The sequence below is a fragment of the Streptomyces endocoffeicus genome (assembly GCF_016741935.1).
GTDB lineage: Bacteria > Actinomycetota > Actinomycetes > Streptomycetales > Streptomycetaceae > Streptomyces > Streptomyces endocoffeicus.
In genome coordinates, this window is record NZ_JAERRG010000002.1 from 1 (window position 1) to 16,562 (window position 16,562).

17 protein-coding genes and 1 tRNA gene are annotated in these 16,562 nt (G+C 71.1%); 9 read left to right on the forward strand and 9 right to left on the reverse strand.

Features of this window, described 5'->3' with window-relative positions:
* Positions 1 to 697 (forward strand): biotin/lipoyl-containing protein (locus JK364_RS07965; RefSeq protein WP_201849017.1); only part of this gene is annotated, 697 nt, incomplete at its 5' end.
* A gap of 56 nt (positions 698 to 753) precedes the next feature.
* Here JK364_RS07965 and JK364_RS07970 read toward each other — a convergent pair.
* Positions 754 to 1,665: an alpha/beta hydrolase gene (locus tag JK364_RS07970; protein WP_201849018.1), complete on the reverse strand. Its 912-nt coding sequence runs from the start codon at positions 1,663 to 1,665 to the stop codon at positions 754 to 756.
* Positions 1,666 to 1,956: 291 nt separating this feature from the next.
* Here JK364_RS07970 and JK364_RS07975 point away from each other — a divergent pair, with 291 nt between their 5' ends.
* The 3 genes from JK364_RS07975 to JK364_RS07985 all read left to right on the forward strand — a co-directional run bounded on the left by JK364_RS07975 (position 1,957) and on the right by JK364_RS07985 (position 4,164).
* Positions 1,957 to 2,835 carry a 4'-phosphopantetheinyl transferase family protein gene (locus JK364_RS07975; RefSeq protein WP_201849019.1) on the forward strand — a complete coding sequence of 293 codons (879 nt, stop codon included), beginning with the start codon at positions 1,957 to 1,959 and terminating at the stop codon, positions 2,833 to 2,835.
* 23 nt (positions 2,836 to 2,858) lie between these two features.
* Positions 2,859 to 3,713, forward strand: coding sequence for an alpha/beta fold hydrolase (locus tag JK364_RS07980; RefSeq protein WP_201849020.1), 855 nt, complete (start codon positions 2,859 to 2,861; stop codon positions 3,711 to 3,713).
* 232 nt (positions 3,714 to 3,945) lie between these two features.
* The gene (locus JK364_RS07985; RefSeq protein WP_201849022.1) at positions 3,946 to 4,164 is read left to right on the forward strand and encodes a DUF2277 domain-containing protein; all 219 of its coding nucleotides are present in this window, start codon (positions 3,946 to 3,948) and stop codon (positions 4,162 to 4,164) included.
* A gap of 48 nt (positions 4,165 to 4,212) precedes the next feature.
* Here JK364_RS07985 and JK364_RS07990 read toward each other — a convergent pair.
* The 6 genes from JK364_RS07990 to ehuB form a co-directional block, all read right to left on the reverse strand.
* A tRNA-Lys gene (locus JK364_RS07990) sits at positions 4,213 to 4,286 on the reverse strand.
* Between the two features lie 61 nt (positions 4,287 to 4,347).
* Positions 4,348 to 5,109 (reverse strand): IclR family transcriptional regulator domain-containing protein, encoded by a 762-nt coding sequence (locus JK364_RS07995; RefSeq protein WP_201849024.1) that lies wholly within the window; start codon positions 5,107 to 5,109, stop codon positions 4,348 to 4,350.
* Between the two features lie 282 nt (positions 5,110 to 5,391).
* Entirely contained in the window at positions 5,392 to 6,162 is a 771-nt protein-coding gene (gene ehuA, locus JK364_RS08000; RefSeq protein WP_201849780.1) for an ectoine/hydroxyectoine ABC transporter ATP-binding protein EhuA, read from the reverse strand.
* A gap of 22 nt (positions 6,163 to 6,184) precedes the next feature.
* Entirely contained in the window at positions 6,185 to 6,835 is a 651-nt protein-coding gene (ehuD, locus tag JK364_RS08005; protein ID WP_020871050.1) for an ectoine/hydroxyectoine ABC transporter permease subunit EhuD, read from the reverse strand.
* The gene (gene ehuC, locus JK364_RS08010) at positions 6,832 to 7,584 is read right to left on the reverse strand and encodes an ectoine/hydroxyectoine ABC transporter permease subunit EhuC (RefSeq protein WP_201849026.1); all 753 of its coding nucleotides are present in this window, start codon (positions 7,582 to 7,584) and stop codon (positions 6,832 to 6,834) included. Before ehuC ends, ehuD begins: the two co-directional genes overlap by 4 nt.
* A complete protein-coding gene (ehuB, locus tag JK364_RS08015; RefSeq protein ID WP_372461925.1) occupies positions 7,581 to 8,504 on the reverse strand; it encodes an ectoine/hydroxyectoine ABC transporter substrate-binding protein EhuB in 924 nt (307 codons plus the stop codon). Before ehuB ends, ehuC begins: the two co-directional genes overlap by 4 nt.
* A gap of 121 nt (positions 8,505 to 8,625) precedes the next feature.
* Here ehuB and JK364_RS08020 point away from each other — a divergent pair, with 121 nt between their 5' ends.
* Complete coding sequence (locus JK364_RS08020) at positions 8,626 to 9,135, forward strand: DUF3830 family protein (RefSeq protein WP_201849030.1); 510 nt, start codon at positions 8,626 to 8,628, stop codon at positions 9,133 to 9,135.
* 210 nt (positions 9,136 to 9,345) lie between these two features.
* Here the strand turns inward: JK364_RS08020 and JK364_RS08025 are convergent, their stop codons facing one another.
* Both JK364_RS08025 and JK364_RS08030 read right to left on the reverse strand, forming a co-directional pair.
* Positions 9,346 to 10,761, reverse strand: a complete 1,416-nt coding sequence (locus JK364_RS08025; RefSeq protein WP_201849032.1) for an amidase — start codon at positions 10,759 to 10,761, stop codon at positions 9,346 to 9,348.
* 25 nt (positions 10,762 to 10,786) lie between these two features.
* A complete protein-coding gene (locus tag JK364_RS08030; RefSeq protein WP_201849033.1) occupies positions 10,787 to 11,734 on the reverse strand; it encodes a D-2-hydroxyacid dehydrogenase in 948 nt (315 codons plus the stop codon).
* A 208-nt stretch (positions 11,735 to 11,942) separates the two neighbouring features.
* Here JK364_RS08030 and JK364_RS08035 point away from each other — a divergent pair, with 208 nt between their 5' ends.
* The 4 genes from JK364_RS08035 (at position 11,943) to efeB (ending at position 16,543) form a co-directional block, all read left to right on the forward strand.
* Complete coding sequence (locus JK364_RS08035; protein ID WP_201849035.1) at positions 11,943 to 12,926, forward strand: maleate cis-trans isomerase family protein; 984 nt, start codon at positions 11,943 to 11,945, stop codon at positions 12,924 to 12,926.
* A 252-nt stretch (positions 12,927 to 13,178) separates the two neighbouring features.
* Positions 13,179 to 13,934 carry a maleate cis-trans isomerase family protein gene (locus tag JK364_RS08040; protein ID WP_201849037.1) on the forward strand — a complete coding sequence of 252 codons (756 nt, stop codon included), beginning with the start codon at positions 13,179 to 13,181 and terminating at the stop codon, positions 13,932 to 13,934.
* Between the two features lie 141 nt (positions 13,935 to 14,075).
* Complete coding sequence (locus JK364_RS08045; protein ID WP_201849039.1) at positions 14,076 to 15,323, forward strand: EfeM/EfeO family lipoprotein; 1,248 nt, start codon at positions 14,076 to 14,078, stop codon at positions 15,321 to 15,323.
* A complete protein-coding gene (efeB, locus tag JK364_RS08050; protein ID WP_201849041.1) occupies positions 15,320 to 16,543 on the forward strand; it encodes an iron uptake transporter deferrochelatase/peroxidase subunit in 1,224 nt (407 codons plus the stop codon). The genes JK364_RS08045 and efeB overlap by 4 nt, the downstream gene beginning before the upstream one ends.
* Positions 16,544 to 16,562 lie beyond the last annotated feature (19 nt).

Consider the following 16,562-nt stretch of genomic DNA (forward strand, 5'->3'; position numbering starts at 1 on the left):
ACCGCCCGCCGGGCCGGGCGTCCGGCTGGACGCGGGCGTGGAGTCCGGCAGCGTCATCGGCCCCGCCTGGGACTCGCTGCTGGCCAAGCTGATCATCACCGGCGCCACCCGCACCCAGGCCCTCCAGCGCGCGGCCCGCGCCCTGGCCGAGTTCCAGGTCGAGGGCATGGCCACCGCGATCCCCTTCCACCAAGCGGTCGTGACGGACCCGGCCTTCACCAGCGAACCGTTCACCATCCACACCCGCTGGATCGAAACCGAGTTCAACAACACCATCACCCCCTTCACCCCAGCCGGGCCGGACGAGACCGAAGAGCCCACCGCCCGCGAAACCGTGGTGGTCGAGGTCGGCGGCAAGCGGCTGGAGATCTCCCTCCCGGCGGTGCTCGGCCTGGCGGTGTCGCCCGGGGAGGCCGCGGGCTCGGGTGGTTCGAAGAAGCCGAAGCGCAAGGCGGTCAAGAAGTCCGGCTCCGCCGCCTCCGGCGACGCCCTGGCCTCGCCCATGCAGGGCACCATCGTCAAGGTCGCCGTCAACGAGGGCGACACCGTGGCCGAAGGCGATCTCATCGTGGTCCTGGAGGCCATGAAGATGGAGCAGCCCCTCAACGCCCACCGCGCGGGCATCGTCAAGAACCTGAACGCGAACGTCGGCGCCTCGGTCAGCGCGGGCGCGGTCATCTGCGAACTCAAGGACTGACCCGCCGCCATGGCGTCCTTACGGTGGGCCCGGCCGGGCCGGGCCCACCGTAAGGGTCAGTCCTTGAGCGTCCGCTCCAGGAAGCCCAGGACGGTCTCCGCGTAGGTCTCCGGCTGGGTCTTGATGCCCTGCAGATGCTCGGTGTCCGGCAGGGTGTGCACCTCGGCCAGCGGATAGCGCTCGGCCAGCGCCCGTACCCCCGAGGCGGGAATCATGGTGTCGAGCTCACCGGCGAGGAAGAGCATCGGGGTGCGCTCGTACGCGCCCCCGAGCGGCGGCGGCCACTGCACCCGCAGCATCGCCACGGCCGCCGACGAGGCGACCGACTCCACGACGGGGCGGGAGGGACCGGCGCCCAGCGGGCCGGGGATGGGCACCCCGCCGGCCGCGACGAAGTTCCGGAACAGCGGGGCCAGCTCCAGCGCCGGGCCGCTGTCGAAGACCACCGCGTCGACCGGGCAGTCCTCCCTCTTGAGCATGTAGAAGGAGGGGAAGGTGGAGATCGAGAAGCCGTAGATCGCGATGCGCGCCGCGGCGTACTCGTCCATCGACCGCATGTGCCGCACCACGGCGACCACATCGTCGGTGTGACGGTCGCTCATGCCCCAGCCCGCCCGGTCCGCGACGCTCTTACCGTGGTTGCGGTGGTCGAACATGGCGACCGTGTAGCCCGCCTCGCTGAGCAGCCGCGCGTGCGCCAGGCTCGCGGACTTGCTGAGCCCCAGGCCGTGTCCGAGCACCACGACCCGCTCGGCGTCGCCGGGGATGAGCCAGACATGCAGCCCGCGGCCCTGCTGCCCGTTCAGCGGAACGTTGACGTCGGTGCTGGTCAGCCCCAGGTCGGCGGGGGTCTTGTGATGCGGTCTGCGGGGCGGGTGGAAGATCATGTACGAGAGGAAGGCGCCGTACAGCGGTGCCACCGGGAGGGTCACCGCTGAGGCCGCCTTGGCCAGGAATCCCGTCGCCATGGTCGTCAAAACCCCCATCACCGATTGTGCCCGGACGTGCGCGATCGTAGTGCGGACGGGCAGGTGACCGCGTCGGCCGGTACGGGAACGTGGCCTAAGTCACCGGGTGTCCGCGGCCGGCAACGTGACCTTGTGGCAAGGGCGTTGGGGGCGTATGAAGCGGTCGTGGCGGCGCGTTCCGACGGCGGGGCACCCACGGCGCGCCGTGCGCGCCGCTGTACCGTCAGTACGTCCACCAGTACGTCCACGGCGAGCGCGTCATCGGCCGATAACACGGGGGGAAACCGAACAGTGTCCTTCACCAGCCCGGTTCAGCCCGCACCCGAGCCCCGGCGATGGGCCCCGGTCCGCGCCCTGCCCGGCCCCGGGGACCGCCCCGGCCCCGGTGAGGTGGCCGTATGGCTGCTGCGGATCCCGCCCTACGCCGCCGCTGCCGCCGCCGTCGCGGAGGGCATGCTGGACGAGCACGAGCGGGAGCGCGCGGCGAGGCTGCGGTCCGACCTGCTGCGCGAGCGCTATGTGACCTCCCATGTGGGGCTGCGGACGCTGCTCGGCGGCTACCTCGGTATCGACCCGGCCGAGGTCGCGTTCACCCGGGAGACCTGCGGCATGCCGGACTGCGACAAGCCGCACGGCCGCCCGGCCCTGGCGGGCGAGGACGCGCTGCACTTCTCCCTCTCCCACTCCGGGGACGCGGCCCTGTGCGCCGTCGCCGGGGCGCCCGTCGGCGCCGATGTCGAGGAGCGGGACCCCAAGCGCGCCGGGGACCGGCTGACGGGGCTGGTCGGGCAGCTGCACCCCGGGGAGCGGGCGGCTATCGACGCGCTTCCGGAGGAGCTGCGGGCGGAGGCGTTCCTGGGCTGCTGGGTCCGTAAGGAGGCGTACCTCAAGGGCATCGGCACCGGGCTGCCGGGCGGGATCGGCGCCCACCACGTCGGGCTCGCCGAGGGCCTGGCCCCGGCCGGCGCCCCGCCCGGCCCGCGCGGCTGGGCCTTCGCCGACCTCGACGCCCCGCCCGGCTACCACGCGGCGGTCGCCGTAAGGGACGAGGGCGTACGGGACACCGCCGTAAGGGAAGAGGCCGTAAGGGAAGAGGCCGTACGGGACGAGGCCGCGTCCGGTGGCGCGACGCGTCCTGCGGTGACGCTGGCTGGTCTGCCTCTGGGCTGATCCCCCCGAGTACAGTCGGCGCCATGCCGCATCTCGAGGTGGAACTCTCGGCGGGCACCATCGAGTACGAGGACACGGGAGGCGAGGGCCCCGTCGCGGTCCTGCTGCACGGCGTCGCCATGGACGGCTCCCTGTGGCGCGAGGTGGTCGCCGCGCTGGCCCCCGGCATCCGCTGTGTCATCCCCACCCTCCCCCTGGGCGGGCACCGCCGCCCGATGCGGCCCGACGCGGATCTGTCGGTGCTCGGGGTGGCCCGGCTGGTCGCCGAGTTCCTGGACCGGCTCGACCTTACGGATGTCACGCTGGCCATGAACGACTGGGGCGGCGCGCAGGCGCTGGTCGCCGACGGCCGCGACCAGCGGATCGGCCGACTGGTGATCACCTCCTGCGAGGCGTTCGAGAACTACCCGCCCGGGCTGCCCGGCAAGAATCTGCGACTGGCCGCGAAGCTGCCGGGCGGGCTCAACGCCGCCTTCAAGCTGCTGAAGCTCGCGCCTCTGCGCCGGCTGCCGATGACTTGGGGCCGGATGACCAAGCGCCCGGTCGACCGCGAGGTGATGGACGCCTGGTTCCAGCCGCTGTGGACCTCCCCGGAGGTCCGCCGCGACCTGCGGAAGTACGTCCTCGGCGTGCCACCGGTGAACGAACTGCTCCACTGGGCCGACGCCCTGCGCACCTTCGACCGCCCCGCCCTGGTGGCCTGGGCGTCCGAGGACCGCGTCATGCCGCCCGAGCACGGCCTCCGCCTGGCCGGTCTGCTGCCCCGCGGCACCCTGGTGGAGATCCCCGACAGCTACACCCTGATCCCCCAGGACCAGCCGGGCCCACTGGCCGACCTGATCCGCGCCTTCGTCCTGGGCAGCCCCGAGACGGCTTAGGTGTACCAGGGGCTCCAGGGGGCACCTGCCAGCGGTAGCTGGGGGAGTTTGAGGAGCAGGGTCTGGGACGGAGCCCCGCCTTCCAGCCCCTCCAGGGGGCACCTCCCAGCGGTAGCTGGGGGAGATTGAGGAGCGGGGTCTGGGGCGGAGCCCCAGTTACGGGAAGGGGCGGGGAGGGGAAAGATCCGCCACGGCCCAGGGGCTGTCGTACCCCCGGCGTACCGTCATCGGTATGTGCAGATCCATCAAGACGCTCCGCCCGCCCTACGCCGACTCCGTCACCGACGCCGATATGCGCGCCGCGGCCCTCCAGTACGTCCGCAAGATCTCCGGCTTCCGCCAGCCGGCCGCCCACAACGCGGAGGCGTTCGACAAGGCCGTCGAGGCCATCGCCGCCGCCACGGGTGAGCTGCTGGACTCGCTCGAGGTGCGCGGCGGGGGGGCACGCTGAATGGCCCGGGGCTGTGGAGAGCACCCGGGCCATTCGCTTGATCAGTTGTGCGCCGCCAGGGACTCGAACCCCGGACCCGCTGATTAAGAGTCAGCTGCTCTAACCAACTGAGCTAGCGGCGCCTGCTGACAACGTAAATACTACCCGGCCCGGAGGGGTGGTTCTGACCACGCGCAGCTGGACTCAGATGGACAGGGAGAGCAGCATCGGGGCCGCCTCGCGGTTGAGGGCGTCGGCGGCCTGGCGGAGCCGGTGGGCATGGGCCAGGGGGAGGGAGAGGGCCAGACAGCCCACCGAGCGCCCGGCGCTGATCGGAACCGCCGCACAGACCGTGCCGACCGCGTATTCCTGCAAGTCAAGGACGGGTACGGTGACGGGCTGGCTGTCCAGCTTGTGGAACAGCACCCTCTCGTTGGTGGTGGTCCGGGAGGTGAGCCGCACCGTCTTGTGGCGGGCGAGGTGGTCGCGGCGGCTGTCGTGGTCGAGCTGGGTGAGCAGGCATTTGCCGAGCGCCATGGCGTGGGCGGCGGAGCGGAAGTCCACCCACTCGTTGACCTTGGGGGTGCGCGGCCCGTCCGCATACTGTGTGATCTTGATTTCGCCGTCTATATAGCGGCTGAGATAGACCGCCGCGCCCACCGAGTCGCGCAGGGTGATGAGCGACTGCTGGAGCTTGTCCCGGACGGCGTGGCCGCGGTCGGGGGCGGCGGAGCCCAGCAGGGTCAGGGCGCTGCCACCGACGTAGGCGCCGTCGGCGATCTGCTCCACATAGCCCTCGCGGCGCAGCATCCGCAGTAGATCGGCGAGCTGGTGGGCCGGTAGCCGGGTCTCCCTGGCGAGCATGATGTCGCTGACGCCGGACGAGTGTTTGGCGACGACCTCCAGGATGCGGAGGGCGTGCTGCACCGAGTGGAACGGCGCGGTCGGCTCGGGCCTGAGCGCCACGATTTCCCCCCTCGCAGGTTGGCGTGGCTTTCTATCACGATAACCGCCAAGGGGCTTATCCGGATCGGCTGTTGAGGATATTGCCGAGGCGCATCGACCCCGGTCAGCTGGGGCGTATGTCCTCGGCATATGACGATGGCGTGCCCCCGCGGGAGGGTCGCGGGGGCAGCGCCGGACCGGGCCCGGCCGGGCCCGGACGATCAGCCCGGCAGGGGCCGGATGATCTGCCCGGCAGGAGCCGGATGATCTGCTCGGCAAGGGGCGAGCGATCCGGCCGAAGGGCTAGAGAACCGCGCTCAGGAATTCCCTCGTCCGCTCGTGCTCCGGCTCGGTGAAGATCTTCTCCGGCGGTCCGGACTCGATCACCCGGCCCGCGTCGAACATCAGTACATCGTCGGATATGTCCCGCGCGAAGTTCATCTCATGGGTGACACAGAGCATGGTGATGTCCGTTGTGTGAGCGATGTCACGCAGCACATCCAGCACCCCGGCCACCAGCTCCGGGTCCAGCGCCGATGTCACCTCGTCCAGCAGCATCACCTGCGGCCGCATCGCCAGCGCCCGCGCGATCGCCACCCGCTGCTGCTGCCCGCCGGACAGCTGCGTCGGGTACGCGTCGCACTTGTCGCCGAGGCCGACCAGATCGAGCAGCTCCCGGGCGCGGGTCTCGGCCTCGTCCTTGCCGAGGCCCAGCACATTCACCGGGGCCTCGGTGATGTTCCGCAGCACCCGCATATTGGGGAAGAGGTTGAACTGCTGGAAGACCATTCCGATCTTCTTGCGCACCTCTCTGGTGTGCTTCTCGCCCGCCGGGACCAGCTTGCCGGCCTTGTCCTCATGGGTCAGATAGTCGCCGTCGACCTTGATCGTGCCCTCGTCCGGCTTGATGAGCGTCATCAGCAGCCGCAGGATCGTGGTCTTGCCCGAGCCCGAGGGGCCGATCAGGGTGACGTGCTTGCCGGAGGAGACCGAGAAGTCCAGGTTGTCCAGGACCGTATTGCTGCCGAAGCGCTTGGTCACCTGGTCGAAGCGGATCAGTTCACTGCCGTCCACGGCAGGGTTCGTGTGGTCGGTTTCAGTGGCCAAGACGACGCTCCAGGGCTCGCATCAGAAGGGATGCCGGATAGGCGATGAGGATGAAGGCGATGCCGACCATCGTGTAGGGCTCGATGTACTGGAAGGACGACGCGCCCTCCGCGCGCGCCTTCTGCAGCATGTCGACGACGCCGATCAGCGCGAGCATCGGGGAGTCCTTCAGCATCGCGATGACGTAGTTGCCCAGTGCGGGCACCACCCGGCGAATGGCCTGCGGCAGGATCACCGCGGTCCAGGTACGGCCGCGGGAGAGGCTGAGCGCGGTCGCCGCCTCCCACTGGCCCTTGGGCACACCGTCGATACCGGCCCGGTAGACCTCGGCGGTGTACGTCGAGTAGTGCAGACCGAGCGCGATCACCCCGGTGGTGAGCGCCGAGAACTTGATGTCCCAGGTCGGCAGCACGTAGTAGAAGAAGAACAGCTGCACCAGCAGCGGCGTGTTGCGGATGAACTCCACGACCGCCGCCACCGGCCAGCGGACGAAGCGGGTCGGCGAGCGGAAGGCCATCGCCCACACCAGGCCGAGCGCGAACGCCAGGACCGAGCCCAGGGCGGTCGCCTCCAGGGTGATCAGCAGTCCGTTGCCCAGTTCGGGGAGGAAGTCCTTCGCGACATCCCAGTTCCAGCTCACTGGGCACCTCCCGCCGTGATGATGTTGGACGACTGCTCGGCCTCCTGGCGCGAGGACAGCTTCCGGGTGATCAGCGGGCGCTTGCCGGAGTCCACCGGGGCCTGGCCGATGCCCGCCTTGGCGCGCCGCTCCAGCAGCCGCATCAGCCGGGTGAGGACGAAGGCCAGCACGAAGTAGAGGACCAGGATGATCGCGTAGATCTCCAGGCTGTCACCGGTCGCCAGCCGCGAGAGCTGGGCGGCGAAGGTGATGTCGGCGACGCTCACCGCGGAGACCAGGGCGGTCGCCTTCAACAGCTCGATCAGCAGATTGTTGAAGGGCGGGATCATCTCCGGGATCGCCTGCGGCAGGATCACCCTGCGCATCCGCTGTGCGGGCGTGAAGCTGAGCGCGATGGCCGCCTCACGCTGAGCCGGGGCCACCGCGGCGATCGCGCCACGCACGATCTCCGAGCCGTACGCCCCGTAGGTGAGGCCCAGCGCCAGCACCGCGGCCCACATCGGCACCAGCTGGAACTCGAAGGCCAGCGGCATCACGAAGAACAGCCAGAACATCAGCACCAGGGCCGAGGTGCCGCGGAAGACCTCCACATAGAAGCCGGTCAGGAAGCGGACGATCCACAGCGGGGAGGTGCGCGCGATCCCGATGCCGAACGCCACGACGGCCGCGAAGACCGCGCTGTACAGGGTCAGCTGGATGGTGATCCAGATGCCCGGAAGAAGCCAGTGTTCCCACAGCCCGGCCGTCATGAGCACAGCTCCTTGGCGGTCAGATCGGTCATCTCTTCCTTGGTGAAGCCGAAGGGCCGCACGACGCGCAGCAGCTCGCCGCTCTTCTTCATCTTGTGCAGCTCCACGTTGAAGGCGTCCCGGAGCTTGGTCTCCTCCGGCCGGAAGGCGAAGCCGCCGGCGCCGATGTCCGGCTTGCCGTCGACGTACGCCTGGAACGGCTCGGTGGCCTCGGCCCGCTGGCTGTTCCGCTGCTTCACCACGTTGTGGACGGTCACGGTCGTGCCCGCGAAGACATCGGCCCGGCCCTGCTCCACGGCCAGCAGCCCGGCCAGCTGGTCCGGGAGGATCAGCATGTCGCTCTGCTTGATCCCGGCGTCCTCCGCATAGCCGATCTCGGCGTAGGCGGTGCCGGTGGCCATCTTGGCCTTCTTCTTGAAGATATCTTCGTAATTGTGCAGGTTTTTGGGGTTCCCCTTGCGCACGATGAACGCGTCACGCATGCGGTAGTCGGGGTCGGAGAAGATCACCTGCGCGCAGCGCTCGGGGTTGATGTACATCCCCGCCGAGACCACGTCGAACTGCTGCGAGCGAAGGCCCGGGATGAGTGAGCCGAACTCGGTCGGCACCGGCTGGACCTTGGGCACGCCCAGCCGCTTGAAGATGATCTTCGCGATCTCCGGCGCCTCGCCGGTGAACTCGCCGTTCTCGTCGATGTAGCCGAATGGGATCTCCCCCGCAATTCCCAGTCGGACTGTCCCTTGCGACCGCAGCCGCTCCAGCAGATTGCCCCCGTCCTTGGCGCCCGAACCGGACACCCGGCTGCAGCCGGCCGCGCCCAGCAGGCCCAGGGCCGCACCGCCGGCGAGAAGAGCGCGGCGGCTTGGGCCCATTTTTGCTATTTCTCTGCTATCGGTGTCTTTCCCACGTGGTGGAGCCATGGGCGCGCGGCTACCCGACTCACGCAAATGTATGCGGGCCGTTTCCGGCCCTTGATACAGCCGATGCCTGGGTAGTCCCCTGGGACAGGACTGGTTCCGAAGCGACCTGGAGGAAAGATCGATGGTTGACCGAGCCGACCGGTTCATCGAGGTCTCGCTCGACAAGCGCGGGGTGAGCTGCACGGCCAAGCTCCTTGACGATCGCGCGCCGATCACCTGCGACGCGGTGTGGAACGCTCTGCCGCTCGGGGGTGACGTGTATCACGCGAAGTACGCCCGCAACGAGATCTACACGCTGCTGCCCCCCTTCGCGCCCGAGGAGCCGCCCCTCGAGAACCCGACGATCACCCCGATCCCCGGGGACCTGTGCTACTTCACCTTCACCGACACCCAGCTCGGGACCAAGTCGTACGGATACGAGACCGAGGCCAAGCACCAGGGGCGGCGGCAGGTGATCGACCTGGCGCTCTTCTACGAGCGGAACAACCTGCTGATCAACGGTGACGCGGGCTGGGTGCCCGGGATCGTCTGGGGCACGATCGTGGACGGCCTCGACCGCATGGCCGACGCCTGCCAGGACCTGTGGCGCGCGGGGGCGCTGGGGGAGACACTGAACTTCCGCCGGGCGTAGCGCATGGGCTCGCGCCGGGTGCGGGCCGTCGGCGCGCGCCGGGTGCCGGGCCTCGGCTTGTGCCCGGCGCGGGCGCTCGGCTTGTGGCAGGCGCGGCGCATGGACCGGGCCCGGGGCGGCTTCCGCCCCGGGCCCGGGCCCCGCACCGGCAACCGGGCCCGGCCCCAGCATCGGCAATGGGCCTTACGTCGTCAGCACCCGCAACGGGCCTTACGCCGCCGGCGGGCGCACCCCGTCCGCCAGCCCCGCCTCGAACAGCGCGTGCGCCGCGCGCAGCACGAGCGCGTCCGCGTGGCGCGCGCCCACCAGCTGCACCCCGATCGGCAGGCCCGCGCCGCTGAGGCCGCACGGCACCGACGCCGCGGGCTGCTGGGTCAGGTTGAACGGGTAGGTGAACGGCGTCCAGCCGGTCCACCGGGTGTGCTCCGACCCCTTGGGCACCTCCACCCCCGCCTCGAACGCGGTGATCGGCAGCGCGGGGGTGACCAGCAGGTCGTACGCGGAGTGGAACCGTCCCATGGCGTGACCGAGGGCCATCCGCACATCCACGGCCGCCAGATAGTCCAGCGCGCTGTACGACGCCCCCTGGGCGCAGATCTCGCGCAGCCCCGGGTCCAGCAGCTCCCAGTCCTCCTGCCCCAGTGGCTGCACCACCCGGGCCGCGCCGCTGAACCACAGCGTGTGGAACGCCTCCACCGGGTCCTCGAACCCGGGGTCGATCTCCTCGACCACCGCGCCCAGCTCCGCCAGCAGATCCACCGCCCGCCGCACCGACGCGGCCACCTCCGGATCGACCACGGCCGCGCCGCCGAGCGCGGGACTGTAGGCGACCCGCAGGCCGTCCACCCCGCCCCCGCCGGCGGTGAGCGCCTCCCGGAAGCCGCCCTCGGCGGGCCCCAGCTGGGACCAGTCGCGCCAGTCCGGACCGGAGATCACATCCATCAGCAGCGCCGCGTCGGCCGCGTCCCGGGTCATCGGCCCCACATGGGCCAGGGTGCCGAACGCGCTCGCCGGATAGAGCGGAACCCTCCCATAGGTGGGTTTCAGCGCGAAGACGCCGCAGAAGGCCGCCGGGATGCGGACCGAGCCCCCGCCGTCCGTCCCCAGGCTCAGCGGACCCGCGCCCAGCGCGACCGAGGCCGCGCTGCCGCCACTGGAGCCGCCCGCGGTCCGCCGGGGGTCGTACGGATTGCCGGTGACCCCGTGGACCGGGCTGTCGGTGACGCCCTTCCAGCCGAACTCCGGGGTCGTGGTCTTGCCCACGAACACCGCGCCGTGCTCGCGCAGCCGCGCCACCGAGGGCGCGTCCTCGTCCCACGCCCCGCCCTCGGGCCGTACGGTCCGCGAACCGCGCAGGGTGGGGGCGCCGCGCTGCAACAGGATGTCCTTCACCGACACCGGGACGCCGTCCACCAGGCCCACCGGGGCCCCGCGCCGCCACCGCTCGGCGGACTCCTCCGCCTGCCGCAGCGCGCCCTCGGCGTCCACCCGGGTGAAGGCGTTCACCTCCGGCTGAATCTGCTCGATCCGGTGGAGGACGGCACGGGTCGCCTCGACGGGGGAGAGCTCGCCGGAGGCATAGCGCTCGACGAGTTGAACGGCTGTCAGGTCGTGAATATCGGTCATCCGGCTCTCCGTTCAGGTCCTGCGATCAGTCCACCGGTACGTACCCGAGGCGTTTGTCGACGATGTTGAGCAGTGGTTCGCCCGCGCACCAGCGCTCGTAGTTGTCCTGGAACTGGTCGGCCAGATGGTCGCGCCACCCGACCGTGTCGCCGCTCATATGGGGCGAGACGAACAGTCCGGGCACGTCCCACAGGGGATCGTCCGAGGCCAGCGGCTCGTGTTCGAAGACGTCCAGGGCCGCGCCGGCGATCCGCCGGGCGACCAGGGCCGCCGTAAGGTCCTTCTCGACGACCAGGGGGCCGCGGCCGACGTTGATGAACCGGGCGGAGGGCTTCATCCGGTCGAAGACGGTGCGGTCGAACATGCCGCGGTTGGCGTCGGTGAGCGGCGCCGCGCTCACCACCCAGTCGGCCGACGGAAGCAGCTCGGGCAGCTCGTCGCCGCCGCGCACGCCCTGCCGGGCGGTGCGGCCCACCAGGTCGACCACGACGCCGAGCGCGGCCAGCGTGGCGCCGATCGCCCGGCCGATGGGACCCGCGCCCACGACCACGGCGCGCGTTCCGGCCAGCCGCATGGTCTCGCGGTGCTGCCAGCGTCGCTGCCGCTGCAGCTCCCAGGTTCCGTGGAAGTCCTTGGCCATGGCGATCACCAGACCGGCCACGTACTCCGCGATCGGCTGCTCGAAGACTCCTCGAGCATTGGTCAATACGGTGTCGGACGCGACGAGTTCGGGACAGAGCAGCCGGTCCACCCCCGCGCTCGCGGTATGGACCCACGCCGGCCTGGGGCCCTCGCCGGGCCAGGCGTCGCGGACCGCGTCGGAGGTGAAGTCCCACACCAGGAGCACATCCGCGGTGGGGAGCGCCTGGGGCAGCGAATTCTCGTCACAGACGAGCACCTTGGCCCGGCCGGCCACTCGGTCCAGGTGGACCGGCGGCTGGTCGCCGAAGACGACAACTGTGCTTTCGGACATAGGCGGGAAACCGTTTCGAAACGTGGATGGGTTTGCCTGGAGAGGGAGGGGGCAGGCGCCTCAGTTTGAGGATTGACCACGCTAGGCAGCGGAAACTACCGTCGTCAACAACGGCTTCTGTCCCGGCGTCCCCGGCATCAGGCCGGCTCTCTCCATCCAAATCTCTGGCCAATGGTCCAGTCCCTCCGTTTCCGTATTGGGGCTCGCTTTGGACGTCTCTTTTCTGGGTGGCCCACAGCCGCAGCGCGGCGTGGGTGTGGTGGCACCGTTCGACTTCGCACTCGACCGTGAGCTGTGGCGCTGGGTGCCGGACGAGGTATCCCTCCACCTCACCCGTACCCCGTTCGTACCCGTCGAGGTGAGCCTCGACCTGGCGCGGCTCGTCAGTGAGCACGAGACCTTGCACGACGCGGTGCAGGCGCTGGCCGCCGTCGCACCGGAAGTGGTGGCGTACGCGTGCACCTCGGGCAGCTTCGTCGGCGGTGTGGCCGGGGAGCGCGCGATGTGCGCGGCCATGTCCCAGGCGGGTGAGATCCCGTCGCTGACCACCTCGGGCGCGCTGCTGGAGGCGCTGCGGGAGATCGGCGCCCGGCGGATCGCGGTGGTGACGCCGTACACCCGGTCGGTCACCGACTCGCTGGAGGAGTATCTGGCCGAGGGCGGGATGACCGTCACCGGGCGGGCGTATCTCGGACTGACCCGGCACATCTGGAAGGTGCCGTACCGCGATGTGGTCGACATGGCCCGGCAGGCGGTCGTCGGGGCCACCGACGCGCTCTTCATCAGCTGCACCAATCTGCCGACCTACGACGTGATCCCGCAGCTGGAGGCGGAGCTGCGGATGCCCGTGCTGTCCGCGAACCAGGTCACCATGTGGGCGGCGCTGCGGGCGATCGGCGCCCAGGCCGTGGGGCCGTACCAGGCGCTGCTGGACCCGGTGGCCCGGTCCGGTCCGGCGGGGATGTCGGTGTCGCCGAGCGGCCCGTTCCCGGTGACGGACCCGGTCGTCGAGTCGATGCTCGGGGCCGTGGAGGCGGTCGAGTCCGTGGTGGACGAGCCGGAGGCGGCGCTGGCCGGGGCGGCCTCGCCGGGACCGGACGGCGACCCGGCCGACGGGCTCGACCCGGGCTTCGGCACCGGCCTCGGCGAGGGCCCCTACCTGGACGATTCCGGAGGCCCGGCCGCGGGGTGAGACGGCGGCCCGGCGTGATGTGACGTGCGGTGAAGGGCGGCCCGCCCCGGTGCGCGAGGGGGCGGGCGCCCCGGCGTGGCCGGGCCCGCCCCGGCGTGGCCGGGAAGCCTGCCCGGGTGGGACGGGCAGGCCCGTCACCTACGCGAGGGAGGCTGTCCGGCGGGTGGGAACCCGCCGGGCGTCCGCGGTGTAGGAGAAGTGACAGCAGTGCAGCGGCGGCGCTCGCGGGGGCCGCCAGTCAAGGAGGCAGTCATGGTGGACTCGACGCACCCGGCCCCGGACACGGTGGGCTTTCTCTACCCCGGATACTCCGCGGAGGACGAATACCCGCGCCTGGAGGGCATGCTCGGCGGCGACAGCGGCGACATCCGGCTTCCGCTGGTCCACACCGACATCGGTGAGGACGCCCATCGGGTGGACGCCCTGCTGGAGATGGGGTCGGCGGCCCGCCTCGCGGCCGGGGTCGCCGAGCTCGCCGAGCGCGGTGCCCGAGCCGTGGTCTGGGCGTGCACCAGCGCCAGCTTCGTCTTCGGCTGGGAGGGCGCCAAGGAGCAGGCGCGCGAGCTGAGCGAGACGGCCGGGATGCCCGCCTCCAGCACCTCCTTCGCCTTCGCCCACGCGGTGCAGGCGCTCGGCGCCGACCGGGTGGCCATCGCCGCCACCTACCCGGATGATGTCGCCGACTACTTCCGGGCATTTTTGAAGGCGGCCGGCGCCGAGGTGGTCTCGATGCGCGGCAGCGGGATCATCACGGCCGCGGAGGTCGGCACCTGGGGCCGGGAGGAGGTGCTGGAGCTGGGCCGCGCCGGGGACCACCCCGAGGCCCAGGCGGTGCTCCTGCCGGACACCGCCCTGCACACCGCCGCCTGGATTCCGGATCTGGAGGCGGAGCTGGGCAAGCCGGTGCTCACGGCCAACCAGGTCACGGTCTGGGAGGGGCTGCGGCTGCTGGGCCGTGATCCGGTCCATGACCGGCTGGGCACGCTCTTCGCCCGGAGCGGCGGATAGCGCGGCGGGTGGCGCGGCCGCGGGCGGGCGCGCCGAAGGGCCCGGGGAGCCGGTGACGGGAAGCTGAATCCCGGCGAAATTCCATGGTGCTCTTTCGCCATCAGGGCATTCCGCTTATCAGACTGCGCCTAGCATGCAGCCGTGCGTCGCCAACATCTCTCCCCGGTCCCGCCGGCACGTCATCTGCTGGTCGCCGGTGCGGTGACGGTGGCCACGGCCGTCGGAATCGGCGCGCTGGCGGTCGGCGGAGGCTCCTCGGGCGGCTCTCGTGCGCACCCCTCCGCGAGCGGAAGCCCGGTCACCAAGGCATCGGACGGGCTGCGGCACACCTCCATCGAGGTGTCCGAGGGCGGCTGCGGGCGTGGCTGGACCGGTGCCACCCGTGGCAAGCAGGTCTTCGATCTGCGGAACACCTCCAGCAGACCGGCCGAGGTCTATCTCACCAATCCGGCGAACGGCGCCGTCTACGGAGAGGTGGAGGGACTGGGCCCAGGCACCAGCAGACCGCTGAGCGTCACGCTCGGCGGGGGTTCCTACGCCTTCGTCTGCCTGCCCGAGGACGCGGACGCGGTCACCGGGCCCACCGTCACCGTGTCCGGACCGGCGCGGGGCGGTGGACCGGCCGCGGTCCCGGTCAGCCAGCAGGATCTGATCCCGCCCACCATCGCCTACCAGAAGTGGGTGGCGGGCCGGATGGACGAGCTGGTGCGGCGCACGGACGCGCTGCGCTCGGCCATCCACTGCGGTGACCTGACCACGGCCCGTGCGGCCTGGCTGCCCGCCCATCTGGTGTACGAGCGGATGGGCGCCGCCTATGGCACCTTCGGCGACGCCGACGGGTCGATCAACGGCACCACGGCGGGGCTGACCGACGGGGTCCATGACCCGGACTTCACCGGTTTCCACCGCCTCGAGTACGGCCTGTGGCACGGCGAGTCCGCGAGCTCACTGCGCCCGGTCGCCGACCGGCTCGTCAAGGACGTCCGAGACCTGCGGGACGATTGGCCGCAGGAGCGGATGGACCCGGCCGACCTGGGCCTGCGGGCGCACGAGATCATGGAGAACACCGTGCAGTTCGAGCTGACCGGCCGCACCGACTACGGCAGCGGCACCAATCTGGCCACCGCGCGGGCCAACCTGGACGGCACCCGGGCCGTGCTGCGCCGGCTGGAGCCGTTGCTGAAGCCCCGTGCCCCCTGGCTGCCCGAGCTGGAGAGCGACCTGGACCGCGCCCAGCGGACCCTGGAGCGCTCGCACCACGGCGACCGCTGGACCCCGCTGGACCGACTGGGCCGCACCGGGCGCCAGCGGCTCAACGCGGACACGGGCGCGCTGGTGGAGCGGCTGGCCCAGGTGGCGGCGTTGATGGATGTGCGGAGGACCCGGTGAGCGAGGTGCTGCGCAGGGGCTTTCTGCTGGGCGCCGCCGCGAGCACGGTCGGCGCGGTGGCGGGCGCGGCCGCCGCGGGCACGGCGGTCGCGAAGGAGGACGGGCCGCAGAAGGAGCCCACCCGCGTCTCCTTCCACGGCACCCATCAGGCGGGCATCCTCACCCCGCCCCAGCGGGCCACCGCGATCATCGCCTTCGACACCATGGCCGAGGACCGCGAGGAGCTGGCCGACGCCTTCCGTACGCTCACCGAGCGGTGCCGTTTCCTCACCGCCGGAGGCGCCCCCGACCCGGTCGGGATCACCGCGCCGCCCGCCGACTCCGGCACCCTGGGTCCCGAGGTGGCCGCCGACCGGCTGACCGCGACCGTCGGCGTGGGCGCCTCGCTCTTCGACGAGCGCTACGGACTGCGGGACCGCAAGCCCCGGCGGCTGCGCGCGATGCGCTCCTTCCCTGATGACGATCTCGACCCCGACTGGTGCCATGGCGATCTGAGCCTCCAACTGTGCGCCGACAGCACGGACACGGTGCTGCACGCGCTGCGCGACATCGCCCGGCACACCCGGGGCGCGCTGCAGATCCGCTGGCGTATCGACGGCTTCGTCAGCCCGCCGCGCCCGTCCGGCACCGCGCGCAACCACATGGGGTTCAAGGACGGCACCGCCAATCCGGACACCGGGGACGCCCGGGCGATGGACCGTCTGGTGTGGGTGGGCGCCCACTCCGGGGAGCCCGCCTGGGCGACCGGCGGCAGCTATCAGGTGATCCGGCTGATCCGGATGCTGGTGGAGTTCTGGGACCGGGTGTCGATCAGCGAGCAGGAGCGCATGTTCGGGCGCAGCCGGGACTCCGGCGCCCCGCTGGACGGTCAGCACGAGTTCGACACCCCGCGCTTCGCGCAGGACCCCAAGGGCGACGTCATTCCGCTGGACAGCCATATACGGATGGCCAATCCGCGCACCGCCCGGACCGAGGACCAGCGCATCCTCCGCCGTGCCTACAACTACGACCGGGGCATGGACGGCAATGGCAACTTGGACATGGGACTGCTGTTCTGCTGTTACCAGCAGGACCTCGAGCGCCAGTTCGAGACCGTGCAGAAGCGGCTGGCGGGGGAGCCGCTGGTGGACTACGTCACCCCGTTCGGCGGCGGCTATTTCTTCGCGCTCCCCGGTGTGCGGGACCGCTCCGACTGGCTGGGACGGACCCTTCTGTCCTGATCGTCGCCCCACCTTCCGG

What these genes read in the sequence shown, in the direction of transcription:
- JK364_RS07970 (WP_201849018.1), bottom strand. Translation starts at nt 1,665, where the DNA reads ATGGCGACGGGATTCCTGGCCAAGGCGGCCTCAGCGGTGACCCTCCCG.
- JK364_RS07980 (WP_201849020.1), top strand. Translation starts at nt 2,859, where the DNA reads ATGCCGCATCTCGAGGTGGAACTCTCGGCGGGCACCATCGAGTACGAG.
- JK364_RS07985 (WP_201849022.1), top strand. Translation starts at nt 3,946, where the DNA reads ATGTGCAGATCCATCAAGACGCTCCGCCCGCCCTACGCCGACTCCGTC.
- ehuC (WP_201849026.1), bottom strand. Translation starts at nt 7,584, where the DNA reads ATGACGGCCGGGCTGTGGGAACACTGGCTTCTTCCGGGCATCTGGATC.
- ehuB (WP_372461925.1), bottom strand. Translation starts at nt 8,504, where the DNA reads ATGGCTCCACCACGTGGGAAAGACACCGATAGCAGAGAAATAGCAAAA.
- JK364_RS08020 (WP_201849030.1), top strand. Translation starts at nt 8,626, where the DNA reads ATGGTTGACCGAGCCGACCGGTTCATCGAGGTCTCGCTCGACAAGCGC.
- JK364_RS08025 (WP_201849032.1), bottom strand. Translation starts at nt 10,761, where the DNA reads ATGACCGATATTCACGACCTGACAGCCGTTCAACTCGTCGAGCGCTAT.
- JK364_RS08030 (WP_201849033.1), bottom strand. Translation starts at nt 11,734, where the DNA reads ATGTCCGAAAGCACAGTTGTCGTCTTCGGCGACCAGCCGCCGGTCCAC.
- JK364_RS08040 (WP_201849037.1), top strand. Translation starts at nt 13,179, where the DNA reads ATGGTGGACTCGACGCACCCGGCCCCGGACACGGTGGGCTTTCTCTAC.